Source organism: Flavobacterium ginsengiterrae (genome assembly GCF_039539785.1).
GTDB lineage: Bacteria > Bacteroidota > Bacteroidia > Flavobacteriales > Flavobacteriaceae > Flavobacterium > Flavobacterium ginsengiterrae.
In genome coordinates this window covers 827,948-845,429 of the sequence record NZ_BAABDU010000003.1, presented here as the reverse complement: position 1 = coordinate 845,429, position 17,482 = coordinate 827,948, and the positions used below count along the sequence as shown (strand labels likewise).

Below are 17,482 nucleotides of genomic sequence, written 5' to 3'. Positions count from 1 at the left end.
TAAAAACTTAAGCCTTTTTGAAATTCAAAAAGGCTTTTTTTATGCTCAAATCTTTATATAGCAGACAATTTTAATCTGTAAAAACCACATGATATTTCAAAATCGAAAAATTTCACAAAAACAAAATAAATAAGTAGAAAAATAACATTTAAGAATTGTTTACTATTTGTAAGTAATAAAACTCAATAAAATCAATAGTTTCGGTTAGATTTTAAATTATGTAATAAATTACAATTCATGCAATTTATTACATTTTAACTAAAATAAATAAAATATTTTTTTCATATATATTTTTTTAGACACTTATTAATGAGAATATGTAAATTTTACATAGTTTTGTGTAATCGATTACAATCAACTTGTATCGACAATCACAAAAAACCACAAAAACTATTATTAATGTCTAACTTAAACAATTATGAAAAAAAACCTACTTTTTCTGACTATGTTTCTACTTGCTTTTCAAACATGGTCACAACAGATTAATGAAGCAAGCGGATGGCTTGAGTCGGTATTTGTAAAATGGCAGCCCGTTAGTAACGCGCAAACCTACAATGTTTATTACACCGGAAACGGAGTCGTAGATCAAAAAATTGACAACGAACTTATTAGAAGCTACGGGACTTACTTTCGTGCCGACATTCCGGGTTTAAAAGCAGGACCATATACTGTAAAAATAAAACCTGTTATTTCCGGCGTAGAAGGAACTGGAACCACAACCAGTTCACTAACCGTTAAAGCCCACGACAGATCTGGATTTGCATTCTCAAATTCTCGTGTTCCCGGAGCTTACAATGCAGATGGAACACCAAAGAGCAATGCCGTAATCCTGTACATTACACAGCAGACAAAAAACACAATTTCCCTTACTGTAACGGGAGCATCAGCAAATCCTTGTGTGGGGCTGCAGACTATTCTTGACGCGTACAAAAAAGGAAAAGATACAAGACCATTAATTATTAGAATGATAGGCCAAATCACTGATTTAAGTTATATGATGAATGGCGATCTTGTTATTGAAAACAACAATAACGCTGCAAGTTATATAACCCTTGAAGGAATTGGAAACGATGCTACTGCTGACGGATGGGGAATTAGAGTAAAAAATGCATCTAATATTGAAATTCGGAATATTGGAATTATGAACTGCGACAGCGGTGAAGGTGACAATATTGGCTTACAGCAGAATAACGATTATGTTTGGGTTCATAACTGTGATTTCTTTTATGGAAAACCGGGAAGTGATGCCGACCAAATAAAAGGTGACGGTGCATTAGACTGCAAAAAATCAACGTATGTTACTTTTTCATACAACCATTTTTGGGATAATGGAAAAAGTAATCTTTTAGGTTTAAGCGAAGGAACTACAGAAGGTTTATATATTACGTATCATCATAACTGGTATGATCATTCAGATTCACGTCATCCAAGAATTCGCTATTATTCTGCTCACGTTTACAACAATTATTATGATGGAAATTCTAAATACGGCGTAGGATCAACATTAGGTTCATCTGTATTTGTTGAAGCTAACTTTTTTAGAAATTGTAAATATCCAATGCTTACGTCAATGCAGGGAACGGATGTCTATAACGGTGCTGCAGGAACTTTTTCAAGTGAAGACGGCGGAACCATTAAAGCTTTTAACAATACAATGAGCGGACAAACCCGTTTTGTGGGATATAATGCCACAACATATCCTGTAGAATTTGATGCGTATGTAGCTTCAACGAGGAGCGAAACCATCAGCAGCAGTATTAAATCAAAAAAAGGAGCGAAAACTTATAACAACTTCGACACAAATTCGAGTGTGATGTATTCGTATACGCCAGAAACTCCGGAAAATGCAAAAACTACCGTAATGCAATATGCAGGACGTGTTTCGGGCGGTGATTTGCAATGGTCTTTCAATAATGCGGTTGACGATACTGCTGATGGTGTAAATACAGGTTTGAAAGCAGCGCTGGATAATTATCAAACGAGTTTAGTTGCTGTACAAGGCGGAACAAACCCTCCTGCCGGAAATCAAACTTTAACCTCAACTTCTAACAATAATCAAACTGTTACAAGCGGAACTGCTATTGGAACAATTGTTTTTACATGGGGAGGCGACGCAACAGATGCAACAGTAACAGGTTTACCTGCATCTGGCTTATCTTTTGTAAAAAATACTTCGGCTAAAACAATTACCATTACAGGAACTCCAACTGCAACAGTAAATTATTCAATTGCTACAACTGGTTCAGCAGGAACTCCCGCAACAGGATCTGGAACCATTACCGTAAATGCTGCAGGAAGCCAAACCCTAACTTCAACAAACAATAACAGCCAGACTGTAACAAGCGGAACTGCGATAAACAGCATTGTATTTACTTGGGGCGGAACTGCCACTGATGCTTCTGTAACAGGATTACCTGCTTCTGGTTTATCTTTTGTAAAAAACACATCGGCTAAAACCATTACAATCAACGGAACACCAACAGCAAATGTTTCGTATTCTGTTACCACAACAGGAACAGGAACTGCAGCAACAGCTTCCGGAACAATTACCGTTACAACTGGTACACCGGCTGGAGATGAAGTGCATAACTTTACAACTTCAGATAAAACAAGTACATTTTATACCATTACAGGAAATCTTTCAGCATCAAAAGGAACAGTTACTTATAATGGTTTAACACTTACACAGTGTTTAAAAATAGAATCTTCTACAAGTATCACTTTTACAACTTCACAGCCAAGTACTTTAACTCTTGTATTTGTTGAATCTGCAGCAACTATAAAAGTTGATAATGTAGATAAAACGGCTTCAAACGGAATTGTTACTGTATCGCTTGCAGCAGGAAATCATACAATCACCAAAAAAGATACTTCGAATTTATTCTACATGGTTACAGCGTATAATACAACAACGCTTAAAACTGTTCAGCCTGATTCGTTGCTTGCTGTAGATAATTCTAAACCATTTTTATATCCAAATCCTGTCTCAGGAACTTTATATGTATCTGATCAAAATCAAAAAGTAGAAAAAATCATGATTTATAATGTTTTAGGAACTTTAGTAAAAACATCTCAAAAAGGAAATGAAACTATTGATTTAAACCACTTATCTGCGGGAACATATCTTGCTAAGATTTTCACTGCAGATGGCTTGATTAATCAGACTATTGTAAAAAAATAAATATTCTATTTTATTTAAAAGAAAGGCTTCCAGATTTTGGAAGCCTTCTCTATTTTTATATTATCTTTTTCTATTTCTAAATTCCTTCTGTTCGCTCAATTTTCCAAATTCTTTAAAAAAGCTTTTAATCGTTTCAAGATTAAACATCACAAACAAAACCATACCAATAAAGATAGCAATCCAGCTGTAAACAATTTTTACTCCCGAAATATCCAAAGCCACAACATAGAAAACAATCGTAGGCAGAATTGATACAAAAAGCGTTAATCCCAAAGACAGCATTAAAGGATTTACAACAAAGCTGTTTATAGTATTTAAACCGATCTTTCTTAACAATATGGCAAGAAAAAGCAATGCCAGAATACCAAAAATTATTCCTGCAAAACCATAAATTAAAACCTGATCCTGTAGGTTGTTAATTTCATTTTCGTAACCAAAAAAAGTATTAAAACTGAATCCCATCATATTTCTTTTCTTCGGGTGAAACATCAAATAAATGCTGGGTTTTATATCCTGCAATTCTAGCTAAAATAAAATTAGGAAACTCCTGAATTCCCACATTATAAAGATTCACGCTGTCATTAAAAAACTCACGTCTGTCTGCAATTTTATCTTCCATCTGCGAAACCCTTTTCTGCAATTCAAGGAAATTTGAATTAGATGAAAGAGCCGGATAATTTTCAGAAATCGCAAATAGATTTTTCATTGTTTTTGAAAATTCATTGGCATTTTCGATTTTTTCATCGACTGTTTTCGAATTCAAAAAATCCGTTCGTAGTTTAGTTAAACTGGTAAGCATTGCTGTTTCATGTTCCATAAATTTAGAAGCCACTTTTACCAGTTCCGGAACTTCATCTGCTCTCTGCATTAAAATAACATCGATATTTCTAAAAGCCTTTTCATAGTTATTTTTAAGCATTACAAGCTTATTATATATTCTGATAAATAAATTGAAAAATATAATCAGTAGCAGAATTCCGGCAATTAGTGCGATATTTTGAACAGTCATAATGTGTTAATTTAAAATGATGTAAATGAGTACAAGTGTTATAAAAAACAAAGTTGTTAGAAAAGAATCTAACAAGGGTTTATATTTATTTCTAAATGAAATATTTCTGGGCAGAGCAACCCCAAAAACAGCATCAGAATCGCCTTTTTTTATTAATACATTTCCATTATCTGAAGAAGCATAACCAATAAGAAGCATATAATCGTTAGTTCTTAAATAAGTTTCCGAATATCTCGTTTTGCCGCCTTGCTGATTATCAACTCTGTCGAAATAATATTCAAGTCCTTCACCGTCTACTATAAGCGATCCCGTCTCATCCTTAATCTTAAATTTACCTGTTTTGCATTCTTCAAATACTGTGCTGTAGGTTGTTCTGCCGTCATCATCTGGTTTGCTTTCTTTTTCGATTTTATAATAATAACCAATGCACGGTTTGCTAAAATAAGGAGAAACTATAGGTTCTATTTCTTCTAAATCTCCAACAACTTCCACTTGTCCCATTGCGGCTGCACTTATTTTTGAAGTCGGCAGAATCGATTGAAGCCTCATAAACTGAGACTTTTTGCTTGGAAAAAAAATATTATTGATTATAATAAAACCCGGAATAATAAGAAATAAAAGTTTGAGATTACCGCTTTGTGCAAGATAAAAGAAAGCACCAATAAGACAAGCTCCAACCAAAAAACCGAGAAGTTTTTTATCTAAAGGTGTTTTTTGAATAGCATGTTTTCTACGGAACTTTTCTCTTTCTTCTTTCTCCTGTTTACGACTTTGAATACCTGAATAAATCATACCAATAATGGCAAAGAAAAAAACAGAACCAAACAAAAGCAATACAACCGCAAAAGGATAATGTGAATCTACAAAAAAACTTCCTCCAATTAAAAGCGGACACAAAACAAAAAAAAGCCAGTTTGGAAATTTTAAATTAAATAAACCCGAAAATATAACGGTTTGAAACAAAGCAATTCCTAAACTAAAAATCATTAGGAATATAACGCCCGCGCCGTCTATTTCGTTTTGAGTAAGAAAATCCAAAAATTCATTCATAATTTAAAGGTTACATTTATTCTATAAAAGAGAAATCTCTAAAATACAATTTCAACTTCGTTTGAAAGTAGTTTACGAATCTTACTTCTTTCAACATCCGAAATAGGATTATTGCTTAAATCGAGACCAATAAGTTTTTGTAGTTTATTAATATCATTCGGAATTTCGCTGATTTCATTATGGCTGAGAATTAGAAATTTTAAATTTTTAAAACTCAGTATTTCTACAGGAAATGCCGTTAATTTCGATTTAGATAAGTCCAATTCTATAACAGATTCCGGCTTTAGTTTGGCATCTTTTAAATTGTAAAAAGTTGTTTTTTGCTTTTTCGTTTCTTCTTTGTTTTTATTTAAAAGACCAAATCCTGCCAGAATAAGGGTTGCAAGGAAAAAGATACAAAGGAGCGCAGGCCATACAGGATCTTCATTTTTCTCAGCTGTAAAAAGTCTTGCGTAAACATAATAAGCCATTCCAAAAACCAATACCAAAAACAAGCCCAGCACTATCAAATAAAAGAAGTATTTAAAAAACGTAAAAATCATTTTCTTTACGCTTGTTGTATCTTTTGCAAATCGAAAATACAAAATCAAAACAATAATTAAAACCCAGAAAACCGCTGCTCCTATTTTAGCGGCTTGATTTCCGTTTTCAATAATTGAAAAGGTAATAAAAGTGGGAAACATCAAGACGAACCAAATTAAAAGAGCCACAAAACCAACTGACAAACAGCCAATTTTTTCTGTTTTCTTAGAAGATTTAAGCCCCAAATAAGCCAGCAGAAAAGACACAATAAGCACTCCTATAAATCCGTATCCAAAAGGTGTAAGTCCGGCTAAAAAAATTAAATTCATTGAGATTATTTTCGTCTAAAGATTCTTTACAAGGGAATTTCTTCAAATTAAAGAAAAATACTATAAACAAAAAAACGCTTTTTCATTATTCTGAAAAAGCGTTTTAATATATAAGATATATTGATCTACAAATCGAATTTAATTCCTTGTGCCAAAGGAAGATTTGTCGTGTAATTAATTGTATTTGTCTGACGTCGCATGTAAATTTTCCATGCATCAGATCCAGATTCGCGTCCGCCTCCGGTTTCTTTTTCACCTCCAAAAGCACCGCCGATTTCTGCTCCAGATGTTCCAATATTTACGTTCGCAATTCCACAATCAGAACCAGTAACCGATAAAAATCTTTCGGCTTCACGCAGATTATTCGTCATAATAGCAGAAGATAATCCCTGAGCAACACCATTTTGAAGATCGATTGCATTATCTACATCTCCAGAATATTTAATTAAATATAAAACCGGAGCAAATGTTTCATGTTGTACAATTTCAAAAGAATTTTCGGCTTCAGCAATCGCCGGTTTCACATAACAGCCGCTTTCATAACCTTCTCCAGAAAGAACACCGCCTTCAACAAGAATTTTACCACCTTCGGCAACAACTCTGTTTAAAGCAACAGCATACATTTCAACCGCATGCGTATCGATAAGTGGTCCAACGTGATTGTTTTCATCAAGCGGATTTCCAATTCGTAATTGTTTGTAAGCCGCCACTAAAGCATCTTTAACTTTGTCGTAAATGCTTTCGTGAATAATTAATCTTCGCGTAGAAGTACAACGCTGTCCTGCTGTTCCCACAGCGCCAAAAACAGCACCAATAACGGTCATTTTAATATCGGCATCCGGAGTTACAATTATGGCATTGTTTCCTCCTAATTCTAATAAAGATTTTCCTAGTCTACCCGCAACGGTCTGCGCAACGATTTTACCCATTCGTGTAGAACCTGTTGCAGAAATTAACGGAATACGTGTATCTTTTGTTAACAGCTCTCCTATTTGGTAGTCTCCGTTTATTAAACAAGAAATTCCTTCCGGAAGATTGTTTTCTTTAATGACCTGAGCAATTATGTTTTGACACGCAATACCGCAAAGTGGTGTTTTTTCAGAAGGCTTCCAAACGCAGACATCACCGGAAATCCAAGCTAAAGCTGTATTCCAAGACCAAACGGCAACCGGGAAATTAAATGCCGAAATGATGCCGACAACTCCTAATGAATGATATTGTTCGTACATTCTGTGTCCCGGTCTTTCAGAATGCATCGTTAATCCGTGTAACTGACGTGACAATCCAACTGCAAAATCGCATATATCGATCATTTCCTGAACTTCGCCGTAACCTTCCTGCAATGATTTTCCCATTTCATAAGAAACCAATTTACCAAGAGCTTCCTTGTTCTGACGTAATTTTTCTCCAAACTGACGTACAATTTCACCGCGCTGAGGCGCAGGAATTAATCTAAACGTTTTAAAAGCTTCTGTTGCCGAACGCATCACTTTTTCGTAATCTTCAAGTGTAGAAGTTTTTACTGATGCAATCAATTTTCCGTCTACCGGAGAAAAACTGTCTAAAATTTCACCCGATGAAAAATTTTCTGTCCCTGTTGAAGTTCCTTCGTTAACCAGTTTAATTCCTAGTTGTTCCAAAGCTTCATTCATGCCAAATTGTGATGCTATTGTTGTCATTGTAACTTTTTTAGTTAAAATTGTTATATTTTTATGTAAAGATATTGTTTTAGAATTAATTTCAAATTGATTTGAATTATTAAAAACAAAGTAAATTTAGCGTTATTTTATAAGTACTAACGCAAACTCAGGGTGATTTATTCAGTAAATTTCATGAAATTTGCATTTCTAAAAATTGATATTATGAGTCATTTCGGCCGTTTTTTACTTTGTTTTATTTTAATTTCATTAAATGCATTTTCGCAAAAAGAACAAAAATCTTCCTTTCAGGTTGTCCCTCTGGGTATAAAAGGCGGTATCGACGAAAAGAATCTTTCGGCTTATTTACTTGCTCCAACTGATACAAAAGATTTTATTTGTTTAGATGCCGGAACTGTAAATGCTGGAATCGAAAAAGCAATTCAAAACAAAGTTTTTAAAGTTTCTACAAGCGAAGTTCTTCGCAAATACATAAAAGGTTATTTGATTTCTCACGCGCATTTAGATCACGTTTCGGGCTTAATTATTAATTCTCCTGCCGATTCTTCAAAAACGGTTTATGCAACTCAAAAATGCATGGAAATGATGGAAAACCATTATTTTAACGACCAAACCTGGGCAAATTTTGGAGATAAGGGTCCTGGATTTCCGTTAAAAAAATATCATTTTCAAACTTTAAATTTAGGTGAAGAAATACCGCTTTCTCATACTTCAATGACGGTGAAAGCTTTTCCTCTAAGTCATGTTAATCCGTTTGAAAGCACTGCTTTTTTAGTTAAAAACGGCGATACTTATGCTTTATATTTAGGAGATACTGGTCCTGATGCTGTAGAAAAAAGCGATAAATTAAATGCTCTATGGACTGCTGTTGCTCCTTTGGTAAAAAACAAACAATTAAAAGGCATTTTTATTGAAGTCTCATTTCCTAATGAACAGCCGGATCAGTTTTTATTTGGTCATTTAACGCCAAATTATTTAATGAAAGAACTTCATGTTCTGGAAGATTTAGCGGGAAAAGGTACTTTAAACAATTTTAAAGTTATTATTACGCATTTAAAACCGCCTGCAAAGAATATTATCAAAATTAAAGAGCAGTTAAAAACCCAAAATGATCTAGGCTTAAATATTATTTATCCTGAACAAGGGAAAAAATTTGAGTTGTAAAAATTCGATTGTTTGTAAGTTTATTTTTATAAATTTGTAAATAATTTGAATTTTTCTGATGAGAATTGTTTGGACAAAAAAAGCTAACCATACGTTTTATAATATTAAAAATTATCTTGAACAATACTGGACTTTATTAATATCTAAAAAATTTATTAATGACGTATTACATATTATTGTTCTATTAGAAAAAAATCCACAATTGGGTAAATATAATGTAGAACTATCATGTCGAGAAATAGTTGTTTCAAAACAGGTTAAACTATATTATGAGATAAAAGAAAATAATTTAATCTTAATTGCTTTTTCAAATAATCGTCAAAAACCGATGAGTTTTATTAATCTACAATCTTAGATGATTTTTTTACTTTTTAATTCTGCAAGCATTTCTTCATGAGTGATGTAATCTCCATTTTCAAAATCACGTTTGCCCTGTTCAATATCCGCTTTTAACTCAAGCATAAAATTTTCCTCTGGAGAAATAATTTTCGCTATTGATAACATCTCGTCTGGTGTAAAAGTCTGTGTTTTTAACTTGCGATAAAATGTCGGGCTTGGAATACCAACCTTCTCAATAATATAGTTTTTTTTATATGGAGAATCATTCATTAATGTCTCCAGATTATTTACAATATTCTTATATGTGATAATTTCAGCTATCATATTTAATACTTTTTTATATCAAAATTGATACAAATATAGGCGTAATTAAAGAAAAAAGCAATATTTGAATGAAAATTCATCGAAAAAACCCGACGAGTTTTTTAAAAACTGTCGGGTTTGATATTTTAATACTAATAAATTATTTCTTAGCTGTAAATCTTGGATCAGTTTCCATTACAGTTCCGCATTTATCGCAGGTTCTTAATTCTTCTGAATTATAAAAATGTTCGAAATGCGGCAGAAAGTCTTTTTCGATATTATGAAGTTCAAAATACACTTCGTATAACTTGTGATTACAGTTGTCACAATGCCAAAGCAACCCGTCTGTATAACCAAGTCCGGCACGTTTACGCTCAATTACCAATCCTATAGAACCTTCTGAACGAACTGGCGAATGAGGAACTTTAGCAGGATGCAGATACATATCACCTGCATTTAATTCCATTTCCTTACGATCGCCATCTTCCTGAATTACCACTTTTATACTTCCTTCTAATTGATAAAAAAGTTCTTCGGTTTCGTTATAATGATAATCTTTTCGTGCGTTTGGACCGGCAACAATCATTACAATATAATCGCCTGAGTCTACATATAAGTTTTTATTTCCAACTGGTGGTTTTAGTAATTGTCGGTTGTCTTCAATCCATTTAGTAAGATTGAAAGGTTTTGCTATAGCCATTTTTTAGAATCTAAATTTATGAAAAGCTAAGGTAGTGAATTTGTAGAGATGCGCTGCAGTGCATCTTATTGGTTTTGATTATAGAAGCGCAGACGCACTTTCTTCTCTACCTCGAAAATTCTTTTATTAGATAAACATAAACTGCAAAATGATCACTGAATCCAGCTTCTGCAATTGTATTTCGTAACGGATACCCCTTGTATCTTCCAGAAGTCTGAATTAGATAAGGCGGATTAAAAATTCCGGCTTTCCAAAATTTAAAACTTGAAAAATCAGGATCAATAAACGATTTCGTCATTATAATTTGATCAAATATATCCCAGGAATCCCTAAAAGCTAATGTCCCTAATCCTTTTTGAGCCATTTCTTCAAACGGATTATAAACTCCAAAATCTGGAACTTCTGTCTTTTTAGACTTTGCACCTAAAGCTGTTTTTACACTTTTATTAAAAGGTCCGTCATTTAAATCTCCCATTGTTAACACTTTAGCCTGTGGATTAATTTGCTGGAGCGAGTCGATTATTTTTCGGTTTAATCTTCCGGCAGCTTCACGAAACGGACTGCTGGCTTTTTCTCCGCCAGATCTCGAAGGCCAATGATTAACAATAATATGAATTTCTTCATTTTCAAGAAAACCAGTTACCAAAAGCTGATCTCTCGTAAAAACTCTGTTTTTATTTTCTGCCTTAATTTCAACATCCCCTAAATCTTCATTTCTATTTTCCTCAGGAACGGTTTTGTTTTTATAGATTAATAGAGGAATGTTCGAATATGATGTGGGTCTGAAATATTTCTTTTGATACAAAAGCGCAACATCAATTCCACGTTGATCGGGCGAATCAAAATGAATGATTCCATAATCATAACCTGCGATTTTTTCTTGTTTAATTAGATCTTCGAGCACTCCTCTATTTTCAACTTCAGAGCAGCCAATTAAAGTTGGCGCATTTGAATTTTCCGGTGTTCCAATTTCTGAAATTACACGCGAAAGATTTTTAAGTTTTTGTTCGAATTTTTCTTTTGTCCATCGTTGTGTACCACTTGGTGTCCACTCGTCATCATTTTTACTAGCATCATCATAAATATCAAACAAATTTTCGAAGTTGTAAAAAGCAACGGTATGTACAACATATTTTTTTGATTGTGCGTTTGAATTAAAAACACAAAAAACGAGAAGATAAAAACTAAAAATAAGGCGCATAACATTCATAAAATTTAAAAAGCCAATTTATAAAAACTTATCTATTTGTAAGAATTTTCTAAAATATTTATTATCTGTTTTCTTTTTTATTTTCAAATTGTCATGTAACTTGCTGACTCAATCTGCCACATCATAAAAATGAAAAAAATTCTTTTATACGTTGTCTTCACTTTATTCTTCAATATTATTTACTCACAAAAAAACAGCAGATTTGTTGACAGTATCAGAATAAAATACAATATTCCGGAAGTGGCTTATGCAGTAGTTTCTTCTGATTCTGTTTTAGAAATAAATGCATTAGGAAATAAAAGAATTGGTTCTGATTTAAGAGCTGATTTATCAGATAAATTTCGTTTGGGTTCAATTACTAAAACTATAACAAGTTATATCGCTGCAGTTTTAGTTAAAGAAGGAAAAATAAACTGGGACACAAAATTTTTTGACTTGTATCCGGAGTTGAAAGCGAAAAGCGATCCTAAAAATTATAATTTAACTTTAAGAGATTTTATAATCTTTAGAGCGCATATTCCAACATGGTCTTATGGAAATGAAACGCCGACTCAAAAAGAGATTAAAGGAAATGATCAGCAGCAGCGTTATGAATTTATGGCGTGGTTTTTTAAACAAAATAAAGCCATTTCTGAAAAACAAGATGTGTACTGGTCAAACCCAAGTTATGTCGCTGCGGGACTTATGCTTGAAAAAGCAACCGGCAAAAGTTATGAAACGCTGGTAAAAGAATTAGGGCAGAATTTAAATATTGATTTTGGTTTTGGGCAGCCAAATATCATCAACGAAAATCAGCCGTGGGGACATGATGAAAATTTAAAACCAGAAAAACCAGCCTTAAATTATAAGCTGAACTGGCTTTCATCTGCAGGAAATATCAATGTTAGTCTGCCTGATTATTGTAAATTTACACAAATGCAGTTACAAGGTTTATTAGGAAAATCGAAGATTTTTAGTGCTTCAGAATTTGATTTGATGTACAATGGTTTACCTGAGTTTTCTTATGGATGGTATTCTAAAATTGATCCTAAATCAGGTTTGAAATATTCTTTTCATAACGGAAATCCCGGAACATTTTTAACCAAAGTATATATTTGCAAAGCCATAAACAAAGCTTTTATCATCTTTGCCAATGTACAATCTGAGGAAGCAGATAAAGGATTAATGCTTATCTTAGATGAAATGAAAAAGCAGTATAAAGGCTAAATATTAACTAAAAAATACAATTAAGCAAAAGAAACCATGAAACTAAAACCATTACAAGACATAAAGAAACACTTTACTATTTGTAAACTGGCATTTCTTATTTTTGCTTTTCAATCATTCACCTGTCAATCTCAACAAATCATGATAACACCGCCTTATTTACAAAAAGGAGATACTGTAGCCCTTGTAGCAACAGCCAGAAAAAACATCGACGATAATTTAAAACCAACTATAGATTTACTTAAAAGCTGGGGTTTAGAAGCCGTAGTAGGAAGTTCTATTGGTTTAGATTACCATCAATTAGCAGGAACAGATGAACAGCGTGCTGCCGATTTTCAAAAACAGTTAGACAATCCCAATATAAAAGCAATCTGGTGCGTGAGAGGCGGTTATGGAACCGTTCGAATGTTAGATTTACTTGATTTTACAAAATTTAAACAACACCCAAAATGGGTTATTGGTTTTAGCGATGTTACCGTTTTGCATAACCATTTAAATACAATGGGCTATAAATCTATTCATGGTGTTATGCCGGTTACAATTCCGCGTGCAACTCCTGCCGCTATCAGCTCCATGAAATCAAGTTTATTTGGCGAGCCGCTTTCGTATTCAATTCCTCCTCATGCCATGAACCGTTTTGGAAAGGGAACTGGAGAAATCGTGGGCGGAAATTTATCTATATTATATAGTTTATTAGGATCACCTTCAGCAATTGACTGTAAAGACAAAATTTTGTTTATAGAAGATCTTGATGAATACTTGTATCATATCGATCGTATGATGATGAATTTACGCCGAAACGGCTGTATAGAAAGCCTAAAAGGAATCATGGTAGGCGGTATGACCAAAATGAAAGATAATGAAGTACCTTGGGGTAAAAACGCATTAGAAATCATTGATGATGTAACTAAAAAATACAATATTCCGGTTATTTATAATTTCCCAGCCGGACATATTCAGGACAACAGAGCTTTGATTATGGGAAGCACGATTTCTATTGATGTAAATGCTTCCGGAAGCACTGTTACTTTTCAAAAATAAAACACTTATCCTTTTCTTTTAAAAGGAAGTCCAAAATACCACAAGACGCGAAGACGCAAAGTTTTAATTTATACTTTGTGACTTCGCGTCTTTGCATACAATATAAAATCAACTAACGCTGTAAATTGAAACTGAGACTGTAAACTAAAAAAAATGGCAGAACATAATGAGTTAGGAAAAAAAGGCGAAGAATTAGCTGTAGAATATCTTCAACAAAACGGTTATGAAATTCTGGATCGCAACTGGGTATTTCAAAAAGCCGAAATTGACATTATTGCTAAAAAAGACAATATCCTTGCCGTGGTAGAAGTTAAAACAAGATCGAGTTTAGATTTTGGTTCTCCGCAGGATTTTGTGAAACCAAAAAAAATAAATCTGCTTATTAAAGCAGTAAATGCCTACATAAACTATAGGGAAAAGGATTTTGAAGATGATTTAAATGTTCGTTTTGACATCGTTGCCATCCACAAAAACGAGGAAACATTTGCAATTGAACATCTTACCGATGCTTTTTATCATTTTTAACATAATTTTTTATTGTTATAATTGTAACAAATTGTTTTTTTATTTATCTTTGCAAAGTTTTATAACATCAAATTAACTAAACCAACCCAATTAAGTTACAAAAAAAAAGAAAAAAAACTATGAAAACCGTTTCTTCAATCGTCGAAAATTACATCAAAACGAAACCATTTCTCTTAAACGCTTTATCGCTGGGCATCATCAACCTAACGTCGCTTTCTCGGAACATTATGACAGAGCTTGAAAACGAGTTTGGTAAAGAGGTAAAACAAGGTGCAGTTGTAATGTCTTTAAAAAGACTTACTGAAGAATTAGATTTTAAATTAAACCACAAAATCAATAAAGTAATTAAAAACATTGGTGAGATTACAGTAAGATCTGAACTTACGGATTACACCTTTGCAGCTTCGGAAACTGTTTTAAACAAACAAGCTGATTTAATTTCAGATATTAATACTTTATCAGATATTTTCTATACCTCATCTCGTGGTGTAAATGAAACCAATATTGTAGTAAGCAGCAGTGTAAATCATTTGGTAGAAAAACACTTTATGAGAGAAAAACTGATTCAAAAACTAGATAATCTGGCTTCGATTACTGTAAAATTACCAAAAGAAAATATTGTTGTTCCTGGTATTTACTATTTCATTTTCCAACGTTTAGCTTGGGAAGGAATTATTATAAACGAGGTAATTTCTACTTCAAATGAATTTACTATTTTAGTTGGAGAAGATCAGGTTGATGTGGCTTTTAAAGTTATCAAAGACCTAAAAAACTAATTAAAATATATCTAATTTTAGATCTTATTAATATTTCAATTTCGAAAATCCTTTTGTCACCAGATAAAAGGATTTTTTGTTATTAATTGCTATTACATTTTCCTAATTCTATATTTTGAAAATAAGAATATTCTCAAAAACAAAAGCTCAAAATAGTTAATTTTTAAAATTAAAGCTAAAAAACTATCAACTTCACAAATTGCTTTTCCTTAGTGTTTGCTGAGATTTTCGCGATATTGCCTTAAAAAAAACACAAATTATGTTTTTTTACCACTTTTTTATGAGAATAATATTTTTATATATTTGTTAACCTCTCAAGGCGTTAAAGTATCGATTTTTGATAGTATCGTAATATAATTAGATTAAAATAAGAACTAATTAATTTCATGTTAGAAGGCAAGGACTATAGCGACAGATTAGTGGTAAGCGAACTCAAAAATGGCAGCGAAAAAGCATTTCGTTTCTTGTTTGATTTGTATTATCAGGATATTTATGGCTACAGTCTAAGTTTATTAAAATCGAAAGAGGCAGCAGAAGAGAACGTTCAGGATGTTTTTATGAAAGTGTGGCAGCACCGCGAAAACTTAAATCCGGAACAATCTTTTAAATCATATATTTTTACCATTGCCAGAAATCAGGCTTTTAATTTATTGAATAAAGCAGCCAATGATTTAGTATTAAAGGAAGCTGTTTTTTATGAAAGTCAGAAATCGCATGAATATGGAGATTACACAATTCGCGAAGAAGACTGCAAAAAACTCCGAAAACAAGCAATGAAACAGTTACCGCCAAAGCGGAAACAAATTTTTAAAATGTCACGAAAGAAAGGCATGAGTTACGAAGAAATAAGTCAGGAACTCGGCATTTCTATAAATACTGTCAGGAACCAAATGAGCAAAGCATTAGAATCGATGCGGGTCTTTTTTCAAGTTCATGATGAAATTATCTAACCAAAACCACATGTTAACCAATTAAAATCACTCTTTTCCGAGTGATTTTTTTTTGCTTTAAATTTTAATTCTATTGAATCCGTTTGTCATAATCTACAAATTTGATGAAGATTTTTAGTAATTCACAAAAATATTTTTCAGAATAAAAACCCTTAAAAAACAATACATTACATTGCTTTTTATAAATATCAAATGTTAAAATTTAAAAATTTACAACGTTTAAGTAGTACTTAAATCCTTTTCAACTGTATTATATAAAACCCCACCAAAAACAATTCGTAATGAATTCAAATTCTGAAATAAAAAGTCTTTTACAAAAGTTTGTTTTAAACCAATGCACGCCCGATGAAGTGAACGAGGTTGTGGCTTATTACAAAAAAAATCAGCTTACAGTTGATTTTCCAACTGTAGAAGATATTCAAAACCTTCTTGGCGAAATGCCAAAAATGGATAAAAAAACCGCCGATGATATTTTTAAAAATATTCTTTCTGCTTCTAAAGAAGAAAATACGGTAATTGAAATGCCTCAAAGAAAATCAAACTTTAGAAAATATATTTCGATTGCTGCTTCGATCGTGGTTTTACTTGGAATTGGCTTTTTCTATAAACAAAGTCTTTCTACTAAAACTGCGGTAAAAGAATTTGATTTTAAAAGCACTGATATTGTACTGCAGTTAGAAAATGGTGAAACACAGATTTTATCTGAACAAAATTCTGCTCAGGTAAAAGACGAAAAAGGAAATATTATTGGAAATCAAAACGGAGATAAACTGGTGTATGAAAACAGTTCAGATCCTGAGAAACTGGTTTACAACACAATCAAAATTCCGTATGGAAAAAAATTCCGTCTGCAGTTATCTGATGGAACTTTTGTACACTTAAATTCAGGAACTACTTTAAAATATCCTGTAAAATTTATTGCCGGAGAAAACAGACAGGTATTTCTGGATGGTGAAGCTTTTTTTGATGTTGCCAAAGACAAAAAACATCCTTTTATAGTAAATGCCGACGAACTGAATGTGCGCGTTTTAGGAACACATTTTAACGTTTCAAATTATCATGAAGATGCTTCTACAGATGTTGTTTTGGTTGAAGGATCAGTTGGAATGTATGAATCAAAAGAAGAGTTTGATGCTGCCAAAAACACGATTCTAAAACCCGGATTTAAAGGAACTTTTAATAAAGAAAACGCTAAAATCTCCACGAAAGCGGTTATTACAGATATTTATACTTCCTGGATTAACGGAGGTTTAACTTTTAGAAATATGACTTTTAAAAACATTATTACCAAGCTCGAAAGACGCTATAATGTTACAATTGTAAACAAAAATGAGAAACTGGCTAACGAAAAATTCAATGCCAGCTTTAAAGAAGAATCTATAGAAAATGTGATGAGTTATTTCAACGAAATCCATGGCATTAATTACACGATAAAAAACAATCAAATACTAATTAAATAACCACTAAAACCAAATACAAAATATGATGAAATAACATTACGGGAATAAAAAAATCGGAA

Annotated in this window: 17 protein-coding genes; 9 read left to right on the top strand and 8 right to left on the bottom strand. The window is 32.6% G+C overall.

Annotated features, from left to right (window positions below):
* Nucleotides 1-418: 418 nt before the first annotated feature.
* Nucleotides 419-3,181 carry a pectate lyase family protein gene (locus ABD859_RS06530; protein ID WP_345141868.1) on the top strand — a complete coding sequence of 921 codons (2,763 nt, stop codon included), beginning with the start codon at nucleotides 419-421 and terminating at the stop codon, nucleotides 3,179-3,181.
* A gap of 60 nt (nucleotides 3,182-3,241) precedes the next feature.
* Here the strand turns inward: ABD859_RS06530 and ABD859_RS06525 are convergent, their stop codons facing one another.
* From ABD859_RS06525 to amaB, 5 genes are all read right to left on the bottom strand, one after another.
* Nucleotides 3,242-3,646, bottom strand: a complete 405-nt coding sequence (locus ABD859_RS06525) for a hypothetical protein (RefSeq protein ID WP_345141865.1) — start codon at nucleotides 3,644-3,646, stop codon at nucleotides 3,242-3,244.
* Entirely contained in the window at nucleotides 3,627-4,100 is a 474-nt protein-coding gene (locus ABD859_RS06520; protein WP_345141862.1) for a LemA family protein, read from the bottom strand. Before ABD859_RS06520 ends, ABD859_RS06525 begins: the two co-directional genes overlap by 20 nt.
* Before the next feature lie 96 nt (nucleotides 4,101-4,196).
* On the bottom strand, nucleotides 4,197-5,240 hold the full coding sequence (locus ABD859_RS06515; RefSeq protein WP_345141860.1) for a hypothetical protein: 1,044 nt from the start codon (nucleotides 5,238-5,240) through the stop codon (nucleotides 4,197-4,199).
* A 38-nt stretch (nucleotides 5,241-5,278) separates the two neighbouring features.
* The gene (locus tag ABD859_RS06510) at nucleotides 5,279-6,091 is read right to left on the bottom strand and encodes a leucine-rich repeat domain-containing protein (RefSeq protein ID WP_345141857.1); all 813 of its coding nucleotides are present in this window, start codon (nucleotides 6,089-6,091) and stop codon (nucleotides 5,279-5,281) included.
* Nucleotides 6,092-6,216: 125 nt separating this feature from the next.
* The gene (amaB, locus tag ABD859_RS06505) at nucleotides 6,217-7,770 is read right to left on the bottom strand and encodes an L-piperidine-6-carboxylate dehydrogenase (RefSeq protein ID WP_345141854.1); all 1,554 of its coding nucleotides are present in this window, start codon (nucleotides 7,768-7,770) and stop codon (nucleotides 6,217-6,219) included.
* A gap of 183 nt (nucleotides 7,771-7,953) precedes the next feature.
* Between amaB and ABD859_RS06500 the strand changes: the two genes are divergently transcribed.
* Together ABD859_RS06500 and ABD859_RS24160 are read left to right on the top strand one after the other, a co-directional pair.
* A complete protein-coding gene (locus ABD859_RS06500) occupies nucleotides 7,954-8,913 on the top strand; it encodes an MBL fold metallo-hydrolase (protein ID WP_345141851.1) in 960 nt (319 codons plus the stop codon).
* Between the two features lie 58 nt (nucleotides 8,914-8,971).
* On the top strand, nucleotides 8,972-9,268 hold the full coding sequence (locus tag ABD859_RS24160) for a type II toxin-antitoxin system RelE/ParE family toxin (protein WP_425554232.1): 297 nt from the start codon (nucleotides 8,972-8,974) through the stop codon (nucleotides 9,266-9,268).
* On the opposite strand, the gene ABD859_RS06495 is transcribed toward ABD859_RS24160, so the two are convergent.
* The 3 genes from ABD859_RS06495 to ABD859_RS06485 form a co-directional block, all read right to left on the bottom strand.
* Nucleotides 9,265-9,576, bottom strand: a complete 312-nt coding sequence (locus ABD859_RS06495) for a hypothetical protein (protein ID WP_345141849.1) — start codon at nucleotides 9,574-9,576, stop codon at nucleotides 9,265-9,267. The two genes, ABD859_RS24160 and ABD859_RS06495, sit on opposite strands and share 4 nt — an antisense overlap.
* 139 nt (nucleotides 9,577-9,715) lie before the next feature.
* Nucleotides 9,716-10,255, bottom strand: coding sequence for a 3-hydroxyanthranilate 3,4-dioxygenase (locus ABD859_RS06490; protein ID WP_345141846.1), 540 nt, complete (start codon nucleotides 10,253-10,255; stop codon nucleotides 9,716-9,718).
* A gap of 106 nt (nucleotides 10,256-10,361) precedes the next feature.
* Nucleotides 10,362-11,456: an endonuclease/exonuclease/phosphatase family protein gene (locus ABD859_RS06485; RefSeq protein WP_345143877.1), complete on the bottom strand. Its 1,095-nt coding sequence runs from the start codon at nucleotides 11,454-11,456 to the stop codon at nucleotides 10,362-10,364.
* 138 nt (nucleotides 11,457-11,594) lie between these two features.
* Between ABD859_RS06485 and ABD859_RS06480 the strand changes: the two genes are divergently transcribed.
* The 6 genes from ABD859_RS06480 (at nucleotide 11,595) to ABD859_RS06455 (ending at nucleotide 17,423) form a co-directional block, all read left to right on the top strand.
* A complete protein-coding gene (locus ABD859_RS06480) occupies nucleotides 11,595-12,671 on the top strand; it encodes a serine hydrolase domain-containing protein (RefSeq protein ID WP_345141843.1) in 1,077 nt (358 codons plus the stop codon).
* A 141-nt stretch (nucleotides 12,672-12,812) separates the two neighbouring features.
* A complete protein-coding gene (locus ABD859_RS06475) occupies nucleotides 12,813-13,712 on the top strand; it encodes a S66 peptidase family protein (RefSeq protein ID WP_345141840.1) in 900 nt (299 codons plus the stop codon).
* Between the two features lie 153 nt (nucleotides 13,713-13,865).
* Nucleotides 13,866-14,237 carry a YraN family protein gene (locus tag ABD859_RS06470; RefSeq protein ID WP_345141837.1) on the top strand — a complete coding sequence of 124 codons (372 nt, stop codon included), beginning with the start codon at nucleotides 13,866-13,868 and terminating at the stop codon, nucleotides 14,235-14,237.
* Between the two features lie 119 nt (nucleotides 14,238-14,356).
* A complete protein-coding gene (locus ABD859_RS06465; RefSeq protein WP_345141834.1) occupies nucleotides 14,357-15,013 on the top strand; it encodes an aspartate kinase in 657 nt (218 codons plus the stop codon).
* A 386-nt stretch (nucleotides 15,014-15,399) separates the two neighbouring features.
* Nucleotides 15,400-15,963 (top strand): RNA polymerase sigma factor, encoded by a 564-nt coding sequence (locus tag ABD859_RS06460; protein ID WP_345141831.1) that lies wholly within the window; start codon nucleotides 15,400-15,402, stop codon nucleotides 15,961-15,963.
* 281 nt (nucleotides 15,964-16,244) lie between these two features.
* A complete protein-coding gene (locus ABD859_RS06455) occupies nucleotides 16,245-17,423 on the top strand; it encodes a FecR family protein (protein ID WP_345141828.1) in 1,179 nt (392 codons plus the stop codon).
* The last annotated feature ends 59 nt before the right edge of the window (nucleotides 17,424-17,482 follow it).